Annotated in this window: 13 protein-coding genes; 5 read left to right on the forward strand and 8 right to left on the reverse strand. The window is 38.3% G+C overall.

The window, feature by feature from the left end; genetic code table 11:
• Positions 1–109 (forward strand): transposase (locus KBF71_08010; protein ID MBP9878258.1); only part of this gene is annotated, 109 nt, incomplete at its 5' end.
• 136 nt (positions 110–245) lie between these two features.
• Here the strand turns inward: KBF71_08010 and KBF71_08015 are convergent.
• From KBF71_08015 to KBF71_08035, 5 genes are all read right to left on the reverse strand, one after another.
• Positions 246–686, reverse strand: a complete 441-nt coding sequence (locus tag KBF71_08015; GenBank protein MBP9878259.1) for a hypothetical protein — start codon at positions 684–686, stop codon at positions 246–248.
• 438 nt (positions 687–1,124) lie between these two features.
• The gene (locus KBF71_08020; protein ID MBP9878260.1) at positions 1,125–2,030 is read right to left on the reverse strand and encodes a LysR family transcriptional regulator; all 906 of its coding nucleotides are present in this window, start codon (positions 2,028–2,030) and stop codon (positions 1,125–1,127) included.
• Positions 2,027–2,923: an EamA family transporter gene (locus KBF71_08025; protein ID MBP9878261.1), complete on the reverse strand. Its 897-nt coding sequence runs from the start codon at positions 2,921–2,923 to the stop codon at positions 2,027–2,029. The genes KBF71_08020 and KBF71_08025 overlap by 4 nt, the downstream gene beginning before the upstream one ends.
• 96 nt (positions 2,924–3,019) lie before the next feature.
• Positions 3,020–3,445, reverse strand: coding sequence for a hypothetical protein (locus KBF71_08030; GenBank protein ID MBP9878262.1), 426 nt, complete (start codon positions 3,443–3,445; stop codon positions 3,020–3,022).
• Between the two features lie 383 nt (positions 3,446–3,828).
• Entirely contained in the window at positions 3,829–4,707 is an 879-nt protein-coding gene (locus KBF71_08035; GenBank protein ID MBP9878263.1) for a LysR family transcriptional regulator, read from the reverse strand.
• A gap of 198 nt (positions 4,708–4,905) precedes the next feature.
• Here KBF71_08035 and lptB point away from each other — a divergent pair, with 198 nt between their 5' ends.
• A complete protein-coding gene (gene lptB / locus KBF71_08040) occupies positions 4,906–5,688 on the forward strand; it encodes an LPS export ABC transporter ATP-binding protein (GenBank protein ID MBP9878264.1) in 783 nt (260 codons plus the stop codon).
• Between the two features lie 225 nt (positions 5,689–5,913).
• Here the strand turns inward: lptB and dut are convergent, their stop codons facing one another.
• Genes dut through ubiE form a run of 3 tightly spaced genes read right to left on the reverse strand, consistent with a single transcriptional unit; the run spans position 5,914 to position 8,660 of the window.
• Positions 5,914–6,381, reverse strand: coding sequence for a dUTP diphosphatase (gene dut / locus KBF71_08045; protein ID MBP9878265.1), 468 nt, complete (start codon positions 6,379–6,381; stop codon positions 5,914–5,916).
• Positions 6,382–6,427: 46 nt separating this feature from the next.
• Positions 6,428–7,888 (reverse strand): 2-polyprenylphenol 6-hydroxylase, encoded by a 1,461-nt coding sequence (locus KBF71_08050; GenBank protein MBP9878266.1) that lies wholly within the window; start codon positions 7,886–7,888, stop codon positions 6,428–6,430.
• Between the two features lie 4 nt (positions 7,889–7,892).
• Positions 7,893–8,660, reverse strand: a complete 768-nt coding sequence (gene ubiE / locus KBF71_08055; GenBank protein MBP9878267.1) for a bifunctional demethylmenaquinone methyltransferase/2-methoxy-6-polyprenyl-1,4-benzoquinol methylase UbiE — start codon at positions 8,658–8,660, stop codon at positions 7,893–7,895.
• A 140-nt stretch (positions 8,661–8,800) separates the two neighbouring features.
• Between ubiE and KBF71_08060 the strand changes: the two genes are divergently transcribed.
• From KBF71_08060 to KBF71_08070, 3 genes are all read left to right on the forward strand, one after another.
• Entirely contained in the window at positions 8,801–10,111 is a 1,311-nt protein-coding gene (locus tag KBF71_08060) for a hypothetical protein (protein MBP9878268.1), read from the forward strand.
• Positions 10,112–10,113: 2 nt separating this feature from the next.
• Complete coding sequence (locus KBF71_08065; GenBank protein ID MBP9878269.1) at positions 10,114–10,407, forward strand: hypothetical protein; 294 nt, start codon at positions 10,114–10,116, stop codon at positions 10,405–10,407.
• A 149-nt stretch (positions 10,408–10,556) separates the two neighbouring features.
• Positions 10,557–12,404: a leucine-rich repeat domain-containing protein gene (locus KBF71_08070; GenBank protein MBP9878270.1), complete on the forward strand. Its 1,848-nt coding sequence runs from the start codon at positions 10,557–10,559 to the stop codon at positions 12,402–12,404.
• The last annotated feature ends 109 nt before the right edge of the window (positions 12,405–12,513 follow it).

Genomic DNA, 12,513 nt, shown 5'->3' on the forward strand with positions numbered 1-12,513 from the left:
GTTTAATAAAATGAAGCATTTCAGAAGAGTAGCAACGCGATATGACAAATTGGCGGTCTCTTATATGGCTTTTGTTCTTCTATCTGCTATTTATTTGTGGCTAAAGTGAATGTCGACACTACCTAATATAAGTGCTCATCATCGCGAGGAGCGCTAGCGACGTGGCGATCTCCTCTCTGAAAGCAATGAGATTGCCGCGTCGGCCTACGGCCTTCTCGCAATGACATTTTTTCTTTTCTATTATATCAATGATTCATCTCAGGAAACTCATCTGAGAAAGAAACTGAATCATTTTCATTTTCAAGCACAAGATTTGAATAGGCAAATGATTTACCATTCTCTGTGAGAACGAGATTCTCAAACACATGCGTTCCTGTGAGCCACACCGTTTTACCCTGTTTAAATTTTTCTTCATCGAGAAATTCAAAACAAAGAGGACCAAGGACTTCAACAGTATGAAACTCTTCTCTTTTAAAAGAACCACGATCCGTTCGAAAATATGCCGGTGCATGAAGCTTAAAAGATACCCGCTTCGGAAATGAATTATCACCCTTACGGCCATTAAATTCAATATACATGTGACTGATTATTTCGCCACACAAAGTCACATTTCGTTTTACAGATCCATCAAAGTAAATGGGTGATTTGTTGTGCTGTTCTGTGTTCTGCGGATCAATAGATCTCATGATAGACTCCATTTGTTCTTTTGAAATGCCATAGCATCTCATCATTTTAAAAATATTCAATAGTACCCGGCATCAGATTAAATCCGTTTGGATCGCGCCTGGTATTAAATAGGGCCACCTTCATCAGAAGATAGCCCTACGACTGGAATCGCGACTCTGGAGTCATAGACTGAACATATAGCATCCATGATAATCTCACGCTTCAGAGATCAATGATGGCCAAGCTGGAACCAACGCCATTATGATCTTGAACACAAAATACCATTCAAGCTGATTATTTCAAAAACCTGAGAAACTCTATATTCAAATCACTCATTTGACATTTTCAGCATAAATATAATGCATGCTCTATATTTTTATACTATACGAATATTTATTCGATGTCAACGAAAAAAAATAACATACATTCGAAAAAATCAAAAATAAAACCATAAAATATTAGAATTCAATGTTTTGCTTGTGAATCTTTTGCACCAAATATGCTTCAAATGATCTTATTTTTTCGAAATCACCCATTGATTTTTGATATATAAAATAAAAAGTTAATTTTGGCTTCTCATATTCAGGGAAGAGCTCCACAAGACCATGTGTCACTACAGAATCATAGAAAGGGGCCAATGTACCTATACCTAAATCTTCTTTGATAAACTTTTCCACGCCTGCAGTAGAATTAATAACAATATATGGCTGCCTATGCTGACCTTTTTCTTTTCCTGCAGTCAAATGCCAATCGACTAACTGAAATTTTCCAAGTGGAGTAATGGACGTGGAAATCAATTTATGCTGATCGAGATCCCCTATTTTCTTTGGCATTCCATATTTTTCAATGTAACCTTTACTTGCATACAATTTGTGAGAATAAGAAACAAGTTCTGTTTGTATCAGATCTTCTCTGTTAGGAATATATTCTCTTATTGCCGCATCATATTCATAAGCATTAAAGTCAATCTCAGAATTATCCCCCAATAACGCAACCGTGAGCTTCGGATTTTTTTTCATAAAATCCATAATACATTCTGAAATCAGATATACACCAACACCCATCCAAGTTGAAATTTTTAATGTTCCCGTTAAATCCTTATCATTTGACCCTATAATCTCTTGTATTCTTTCAAGGTTTGGTAAGTTTGATTTCAAAAGACTATATAACTTCTCCCCAGTTTGAGTTAGCCTTACACCTGATTTACTACTTGTTAGAAGAGTACTACCAATTTCTTTTTCCAAAAGTGATATTTGACTACTAATAGATGAAACTTTTATGCCTAACAAGTCTTGAGATTTGGTAAGCCCGCCGCATCTCACGACCGTATAAAAGGTCCTCAATTTATTCAAATCAAAGCTCATGTTTTCTCCTTATTTTTAGATGCTTTCTGAGAACTGACATAGCTTCCAAAAATAACAAATATTGTTCCCAAAATTGAGTATATAGTCCATTTAAAGTCTTCAAAAACAATAGAGATATTTAATGCTACGACTGGCATAAATAACCATATATATCCTGCAAATGCAGCATTTACTTCTTTTGCAAGTTTCAAATAGATACCAAAAACAAGAGGCGTAACAATGACTGATAGATATAAAAAAGGAAGAACAAACCCATAAGAAAAATCAAAAACCAACGAACCGCCCTTTAGCAAATAAAATACAACACTCACAGCCCCTCCATAAAGCATCGCAATTCCATTGATGAAAAAAAGAGAATAAGACGGTCCTTGTAAAATTTTCTTAGAAAGAATTGTCCCAACAGATGTAGAAAAAGTACTCCCTAAAACAAGAGAAAATCCAATAACTGTTAGAATGTCTTGTGTTAATTTATTAAGGTCATTATAAAGAATAAGAACGATACCAAGGATACTAATTGTAGCTCCTTTTAAGAAAGATTTCGTTATATGATCACTCGAAAAAATCGATCCTAAAATCGTATTTGGAACAATCGTAAACCCAAGCAACAATGAAATCACTCCTGTAGGGATATAGCTTGATGCATTGTAATTTAGCGAATGAGGTATGCAATACATACATATCCCTTGGAAAAAAAGAAAACAATGTAATTTAATCGGCAATTTTCTCAATAATTTTGTACGAAAGCAATAGAGCAGTAAAACGGATCCCGCCAATATAAATCTATAACCTATTGAAAGAGAATATGGAACAGATACAATCTGAGAAGGAATAAGTATCCAGGATGCGCCTGCAATAAAAGTCGCTAATAATAGCAGTTGAGTATGTTTTGACAATTATATCACTCCTTAGAATTGTCATTCACCTTATGTTTTTTTTTCATTTTGTTCAAGGATATTTTCATCCAAAAAATGATATTGAAAACTAAATATTTAATACACTTCCAGAAACTGCACTGAGTCATTTTCATTTTCAAGCACCAGATTTGAATAGGCGAATGATTTACCATTCTCTGTGAGAACGAGATTCTCAAACACATGCGTTCCTGTGAGCCACACCGTTTTACCCTGTTTAAATTTTTCTTCATCGAGAAATTCAAAACAAAGAGGACCAAGGACTTCAACAGTATGAAACTCTTCTCTTTTAAAAGAACCACGATCCGTTCGAAAATATGCCGGTGCATGAAGCTTAAAAGATACCCGCTTCGGAAATGAATTATCACCCTTACGGCCATTAAATTCAATATACATGTGACTGATTATTTCGCCACACAAAGTCACATTTCGTTTTACAGATCCATCAAAGTAAATGGGTGATTTGTTGTGCTGTTCTGTGTTCTGCGGATCAATAGATCTCATGATAGACTCCATTTGTTCTTTTGAAATGCCATAGCATCTCATCATTTTAAAAATATTCAATAGTACCCGGCATCAGATTAAATCCGTTTGGATCGCGCCTGGTATTAAATAGGGCCACCTTCATCAGAAGATAGCCCTACGACTGGAATCGCGACTCTGGAGTCATAGACTGAACATATAGCATCCATGATAATCTCACGCTTCAGAGATCAATGATGGCCAGGCTGGAACCAACACCATCTTATAAATCTCGAGCTGTATTTTTTGAAATACAACAGATACTATACATCCCTCTATTTTTAATATAGCATCATTTTTAATTCATGTGTGAAAATTTTTTTTTATAATTTACATATATGGATCGTTATTTAGCAATTTTCAGACTAAATTTCTAAAAAATGGTTCAATAACGTGTTGTATAAGCTCATATTTTTATTATGCAAAGGCATTATGAAATAATAATCAATGTGAGGAATTTCGATGTCTGGTAAAACTGGAACCAATCGAGCATTATACGCCTCCAGAAAAAAATTTGGAACAATTCCAATGCCACAACCATCTCTAATTGCTTGAAAAACAGCGATTGACGAATCTACACTTAACACTGGCTTTCTGATCTGATCTGTATCAAGCTTTAGATGCCAATCTACTTGATCTGAGATAACAGTATCATTTCTAGTTGTTGACACCAGATGATGATGATCCAACTCTTCAGGTTTTTTCGGTAAACCATATTTTTCAACATATGCATGCGATGCATAAAGACCATATTCAATTCTAAAAATCTTTTTTTGGAATAGATCTTTTCTGTTTACAAGAAATGGAGATATTGCAACATCTCCGACCCATTCATCATAAGGAATATCAATACTGTGGCATTTAATATGCAGCCTTACATTGCTATGTGTCTTGAAAAAATCAGATAGATTTTTAGTAACAATATATGATGCAACGCCTGTCCAAGTATTTAATATAATATCTGAATTGTAAGTCTGTTGATCATCCAAGATAAAATTTTTACCAACTTCTTCTAGGGAAGAAATACCTTCCTTGACAGCTTGAAATAATTTAACACCTTCAGGCGTTAAGCGAATTCCACTTTTATTCCGGATCATCAAAGGGCCATTCATTTGTTTTTCGAGAATACCAACATAATTACTAACTGCTGATAGACTGATCCCGATATGCTTTGCTGCACTTTTCATAGACCCCAGCCTAACTGTATGGTAAAATGATCGTATATGCTCAAGCTGTAAACTCATATTACCTACTTTTTTAAAGGCCTATATAAAAAGATTAACACAAATCATAATTTTATTCCATATAATTTCACTAAAAGTATTGGAAAACATACAAAAACCAAAATACAACCTCTAACCCTACCTCTATCACTTTTTGCTCATGATTCGCTCTTTTCTGTGATATAGTATCTTTTTATCACTGGCAGATGAGAGAGATAAATGGCTTCAACCGACTCAAAAAACACCAAAAAATCAAAAGAAACTCATATTGATCATGAGTCAGAAGGTCTTATTGTCCAACATCTCGGCAAGTCTTACAAAAAAAGGCCTGTTCTCAACGATGTCAGCGTTCATGTCAAACGTGGTGAAGCTGTCGGCCTTCTTGGCCCAAACGGCGCAGGTAAAACCACTTGCTTCTATATCATCACCGGCCTCATTCAACCCGATAAAGGAAATATCTTCCTTGATGGTGAAAACATCACTCATTTCCCCATGTATCGCAGAGCACGCATGGGCATTGGCTACTTGCCCCAAGAATCATCCATCTTCAGGGGTCTGAATGTTGAAGACAATATCAGAGCGATTCTTCAACTCATCTCTGATGAAAAAGATGAAATCGAAGCGCGCCTAACCGAACTCATGACAGAATTCGGCATCTTACACTTGCGTCAAACACCTTCAATCGCTTTGTCCGGAGGCGAAAGACGTAGACTCGAAATTGCACGAGCCCTTGCCTCAAACCCGTCTTTCATCCTTCTTGATGAGCCTCTTGCCGGGATCGATCCTATTGCCGTTGGCGAAATTCGCTCTCTTGTCTCACACTTGCGCGACAAAGGCATCGGCGTTTTAATCACCGATCACAATGTCAGAGACACCCTTGAAATCGTTGATCGAGCTTATATCCTCCATGATGGCCTCATCCTCAAAGAAGGCAGGCCCAAAGAGATCATCAAAGATGCAAACGTCCGCAGAGTCTATCTCGGCGAACGCTTTGAGATGTGATACTGCTTCTCAAAATATAGCACACAAGTATCGTAAATCTTGAGCCTCTCACAAAGTCATGTCTTTTCTTTTATCATTCCTGCCTTCCCCTTACGCCAAGGCTTCGGAGCGACAGGTCACAGGTGTGACAAGAGAGAGACACACAAGTTCAGGATGACCTACGGTCAGTTCAGCATAACAAAAATGGAGAACTTAAAATATCATCTCAAAGGCAAATTGAGATGATTAACCTGTCGCTCTAATCCCTGTCGATCCAAAACCACCAGCACCACGTGCGCTATCGGAAAGATCTGTGACTTCTGCCCAGGTAATCCGATCATGTTTTGTCACAACCATTTGCGCAATCCGCATACCGCGTGTGATGGTAAAAGACTCGCCACCGAAATTCGCCAGAATAATTTTAATTTCGCCTCTGTAATCACTATCGATTGTCCCTGGTGAATTCAAAACCAACAATCCATTTTTAATAGCAAGACCTGAACGAGGACGAACCTGCGCTTCATGACCTATAGGTAAGGCAATCGCATATCCTGTCGGAACGAGCGTTCTTTCACCATTCTTAAGAACAATATCTTCTTCATTCGCTGCATGTAAATCAAGGCCTGCCGCTTGATCACTGCCATAAGTCGGCAATGGCAAATCTTGTGCATTTTCTAATCTTTTAATCTCAACGGTGATTGTTTGGTTCGACATAGCTATCTCCTTATCCATAAGTTTATGTTACCACATTAAACTTAACTTATGTTGAAAAATAAAGAGCTAAAAAGTAGCCGCTGGCGAGTGAGAAAGCGCTAAGGCCTGCGTACTTTAGAAAAGGGCGTGATTTTTTTTGATGAATTAACATTTGATTCTCATCCTCAAATCGTTGAAGCGTCGTTGTCACCTTATCTGCGAGTTGCGGCAAAACGGTGATGAAATCTCCAATTTCTTGAAGATGACGTTTGGCACGGTTTTTCAATTTCGAATGTTGCATCAATGACTTTTTAATCTCACCCGATGCATCTGCCCAAATATTTGCCTTTGGATCTAACTTCCGGCTAGTCGCTTCAAGGATCAGTAAGGTTTTTTGCAGCAAGAGAAGTTCTGGTTGCACTTCCATTTGGAATTCTTTCGTAATCTGAAAAAGCTGAGCTAATAATTTTGCAATCGAAATCTCTTTTAAAGACCGCTGATGAACCGTCTCGCCAATTGACCGAATGGCTTGCATAAAAAGATCTTCTGAATAGAGAGGTGAAACAATCTGACTTTTAAAATGAGCTTTGGCCACTTTGGCATAATCTCTTGTCAAAAAACCAATCAAAACATCGGCTAAAAAAGCAAGGGTCTTTGAGTCAATTCGCCCCATAATCCCAAAATCAATCAGATAAATTTCCCCTTTTGATCCAATCAATATGTTCCCTGGATGCAGATCTGCATGGAAAAAGCCAAATTCAAAAATCTGCCTAAAGAAGCCAACTGAAAGTCTCTTTAAAACATCAGCTGTGTCAATACCTCTGGCGCGCAATTCATCAACTTCGTCAATCGAAATGCCCTCAACATAATCAATTGTCAAAACGCGCTGAGAGGTTAAATCCCAATGAACAGCTGGAATTTTATATAAGGATCCATCTTTAAAATTTTCCCCAAATTCTGACAAGGCCGAGGCTTCCATCAACAAATTTGTCTCAACACGAATCATATCCTGTACAAGATCTAACGTCTCTAAAGGCTTAAAACGCTTGAAAGCAGGCTTTATAAACAATCCTATTTTCGAGAGAATTCTCAAGAATCGAACATCTTCAGCAAAACGCTTTTCAATCTCAGGCCTTAAAACTTTAATGGCAAATTTGTGACCCGCTGCATCTTCCGCAAGGTGCACTTGTGCAACTGAGGCTGCCGCAATCGCCTCTTTCTGAAAAACCGGAAAGATATCTGCTAAAGGCTGTTTCAGCTCTCTCTCAATTATCGCTCTCGCCACTTCACCTGAAAAAGCAGGCAATCGATCTTGCAGATCACTCAATATATGAGCCAAATCTTCCCCGATCAAATCTGGTCTTGTTGACAAAATTTGCCCAAGCTTGACGTAGAACGGACCCAAATCGTACAAAAGGCCGCAGAGTTCTTTTGTTTTCTGTGACTGATTTTCTGAAAACAAATAGCGATGGCGAATCAGTGCGCGTAGCAGAATCAAACTTTTATATATGAAACGAAAAAATGCCATCTTCTTAAACCTTCCAGCCTTTATGGAGAGCTGCAATCCCTTGCATATGAAGTTCGTATGATACTGAATAAAACCCAGCCCCTTCAATTAATTTTTTCAATTCATCTGCACGCGGAAATTGCCTAATGCTTTCAGCCAAATATTGGTATGACTCAGCATCGCTGGCAAAAATTTTTCCCATTAAAGGCAGTAAATGGAATGAATATTGATCATACAGCTTTTGAAGAACAGGTAACGAAAGATGACTAAATTCAAGACAGAAAAAGCGACCACCTGGTTTTAAAACACGCAAAGCCTCTTTCAAAGCTGCTTCACGGTGTGTTACATTCCGAAACCCAAAGGCAATCGTATAAAAATCAACTGAGTTTGATGGCAGGGGAATCGATTCAGCATTGCCAACAACCCATTCGACACCATTTAGAATGCCTTCATCGTAAGCACGATCGCGCCCAACCTTCAACATATTTTCATTCAAATCACAGAAAATCACTTTTGTATCAGGGTAATCACGAATAAACCGGAACCCAATATCGCCTGTCCCCCCTGCCACATCCAACAGAATGTCGCCGGCTTTAGCGCGCATCTGATTCATCAGGTTATTTTTCCAGAGCCGATGGATACCCAAAGACATAATGTCATTCATCAGATCATATTTTTTTGCAACATTATTGAAGACGCCTTTCACGCGCGCTGTTTTTTCAGCGGCTGAGACCTTTTCAAAACCAAACCAATGGTTGTCTTCTTGTTTTTCTGAGGGATTACTCTGCACCATAACGGGTCCTATTTCTTGATAAATTCACTTTACACCAAACTTCACAAAACACAGAGCAAAAACAATATTGACTTAAATCTTTTTTCCGTGATTAATATATTATGGTAAAAATTCATCATCTCAATAATAAGGATCAATAAATGACTTTTCAAATGACAAAATCCATTCGCCAATTCTCACCTTTTTTACCTAAGTCATTTCAATTCAGACCCATATCAACATGCCCTTCACTCCCTCGTTTGCGTTCTGAGACACCTTCAATTCCAACAGTGCGTCCCCTGCTCACACGCAGCTGTCAGCCATCACAAACAACCGTCAGGCCTTATGGAATAAAATTAAATGAAGATGAGCTGGATCTTATTTCACCACCAGCCTTCATCCCTAGTTTATTAACAGAGGGCAAAAAGATTTTAAGACATATCTTGGTCACTTTTGAGGCCTTCAATCAAGGAATTGGGGGACAACCTGCAAGTGCTCAGGTTTTGAAAAAATCCCTTTCTAAAGATTTTTTTAAAACCGATCTCGAGTTTTCAGAACACCTGACTCAATTTTTTGCCTCACTAGAGCCCCATAAAACAAAAGGTGAAGACTTAATTCTGGCTGTAAAAGCCTATGCTGACTGCAGAGCAAAAATGATACAGACACAGTCAACGACCTGCTTTGTATATAAAAATTCACATCTCACAATGCTCCCTCCAGAAATTACATTGCTCAAAAAACTGGATACGCTTTCTCTGGATGAAAATGCTCTAGGTACTTTTCCTTCCATTTTAGATGATTCTAGCAGATTGTTCTTCCCCTCTCTCTGCACAGTATATCTGGGTCACAATCGCCTTTCTTCGCTCGGCTCCTTTTTAAATCACTGCCCTAACCTTCTCTTTCTAGATTTACAAAACAACAACTTAACAAATCTTCCTAACACATTTTCTGGCCTCAACACTTTAAAGAGCTTAGACATCAGTCACAATGATTTTACAGCTATTCCTCCAGCATTATTCGCACTTCCTCTCACAAATTTGGTACTCAGCCATAATAAAATCGCCGAGCTTCCAAGTGCTTTTTACGACACCGTTTCTTATAGCGGCGGAACGAGTGGCTTAAAACTGTTTCAAAACCTTCTTCATCTAAACCTCAGCTACAATTCACTTGAACAATTTCTCACACACAAGGCTTTCTTCAAGCTTCAAACACTTGATCTCTCCTGTAATCGTCTTTCATCTTATCATATTACCCGTTCCGCTAATCCTCAATTGCGCTACATCAACTTAGATGCGAACCGGATTCAGAAAATTCAGATTGAACCAGTAACGCTTGGACAGGTGGGCCTTAAACGTCTGGATCTTGCTCATAATCCATTGTCAAACATCCCTCAAGATCTCCTGAAAGAAATCCCCCAAGTGTTCGTCACGCTTAAGAGGCTTCCTTCACCCTCTGATATGATTGGATGCTAAAAATGTCATTTTTAAAAGCCTCTCAGACTATCACAAAGGCTCTTCCGACTTTTACGCAAACAACTCAATTCAGATTTGTGCATCATGCAAAACCACGTCTTTTTCACGAGCTAACAAAACCCACAACATTCCTCATTCAACGATCAGTCTCGCTTCGTCCTTTCTCAACAAAGCCAGAGAATGAACAAAAAGAATCTTCTGCGCCAGATGTGTCTACAACCCTGCTTGGAACCCTTGGTGGACTAGGATACATCTACGTAACACAAAGTATTATCTCCTACTTTTTTGAGCAATAATCTTTTTTGCTTTAAACTTATCATTTAAATTCAAATATTTATAAAAAATATAATATCTTCATAAACAGTATTGACTTCCTTTTTCTTTTAGAGCATAAATACTCTCATCGTTAGCAGAGAGTTAACACGCAAAACTGGAAGGGTACAAAATGGCATTTATAAGAAATACAAACAGACTCATTTCCCCTATCAAAACCTTTCTCCCAAGAACGCCTGTGCAACATTTCCATAGCTTGAACGCAAAATCGAATCCACTCCGGAGCGCTCCTGCTGCATTCTTGCCTTTGCAACAAAGAGTAGCTGCGCCAACGGTTAGGCCCTTTTCAACGACACCAAATCTTGGCCCTGATAAAGATAACATGGCATATGTATGGGCTTTAATTGGACTTTCTGCTGTTATGACAGTGATGCCACCAATTGCTCAGTTTCTCATGCCAGATCAATCTGTGCAACCTGAACCTACTGCGCAACCGTCTCAACCAGAGACTGAAATTTTCGAAAAAACAACTGTCACAAAAATGGAAGGACAAGTTCTCACCGCCCATATGATTTGTTTAGAGATTCAAAAAAGTTATGACAATTTGTCCCTTAATCAAATCAAAGAAACTCTTTCAAGAGATTATTTTCCTGATGAAGAGAGCTTTGCAAAGCACGTCATTGACTTTGAAAAAAGCACAATAAAAGCGACGATACCTCTTGATGACTCTTTCAGGGCTTATAGAAATGCTCGACACCATATCCTTCAAGTTGCAAACAAACCATCACTATCAGATGATTTCGGAAAAAAGATTAGCCTTAACGGTCCCTGCATACCACCTGAAATTGGCTATCTAAAGGATCTTGAAGAACTTTTCTTATCTTATTCCCGCATATCAAACTTCCCGGATAGTTTAGCCCAATTAAAATCCTTACGAAAATTATCCATGTATCAAACAGGACTAGAAGATCTTCCGTCTGTTATCACAAAACTCACTGGCCTCACCTACTTAGATTTAAAGGATAATCAACTTGAGTCTCTCCCAGATGATATTGGCAATCTAACCCAGCTAAAAAAGTTATACCTATCATGCAACAAACTGACAAGGCTGCCAGAATCGTTTGGTAAACTCACCGAGCTCGAAACTTTGGAACTATGGGGTAATAAATTAACTCTTTTGCCAGAAGGAATAGGCTCTTTCTCAAAATTAAGAGATTTAGGACTAAGTCACAACCAACTTTCCACGCTTCCAGAGACGTTCAAAGACTTAAACGAGCTAGAAGAGATCAGCCTTTCAGATAATAAATTCTCGCAGGTTCCAGACTCCATTCTCAGTCTGCCAAACCTCGCAAATCTAAAAATGAACGAGAATCAAATCACCCAAATCCCCCCTGCCATCGGAAACCTCAATGATTTGAAATACCTCAATTTATCTCGTAATCAAATTGCTGAAATCCCTGCCGAAATTTTCAAATTGACTCAATTGACAGATCTCATTCTGAGCCATAACAAAATTACCTCCTTACCAGAAGATATTGGAAAGCTTCAAGAAATAGGTGAGCTTAATCTCAGCTCTAACAAACTGACGTCGCTCCCTGCCACTATAGGCAATATGACAGAACTTGTTTTCCTTTACTTGGGAAATAATCAGCTCACCGTGCTCCCTCAAGAAATCGGCAATCTAAGGAATTTATATAGGCTACACCTTGAGAATAACAGTCTTAAAACAGTGCCAGCATCAATTATAAACTTACGCTTATCAGAGCTAAATCTAGCAGATAATCATCTAGATTCCCTCCCCCTTGAGATGGCAAAAAGACTAGAAAGTGACCCTTGGAAAAGGACAACACTCAATCTCCATGGGTTCCCTGCAAAAGGTCAATGGGAAACATTGAGCGATGAGCAAAAGCAACTCCTCCTACGTCTCAAAACATTCCATGATGAGGGTACAGGACAGTATTATCTTAGCTATAGCAGCATTCCTAAACAAACTGCAGATCAAAAGCAAACCGCACAATAAAGAGATACAGAATGACATTTATAAAGAATACTCAAAGAGTCATACCTGCATTTTTAACCCTTTTACCAAAACTGCCAAAACAAACCTTTCATCATTTAACACCAAGAAC

This window comes from Alphaproteobacteria bacterium (assembly GCA_018063245.1).
Classification (GTDB): Bacteria; Pseudomonadota; Alphaproteobacteria; order JAGPBS01; family JAGPBS01; genus JAGPBS01.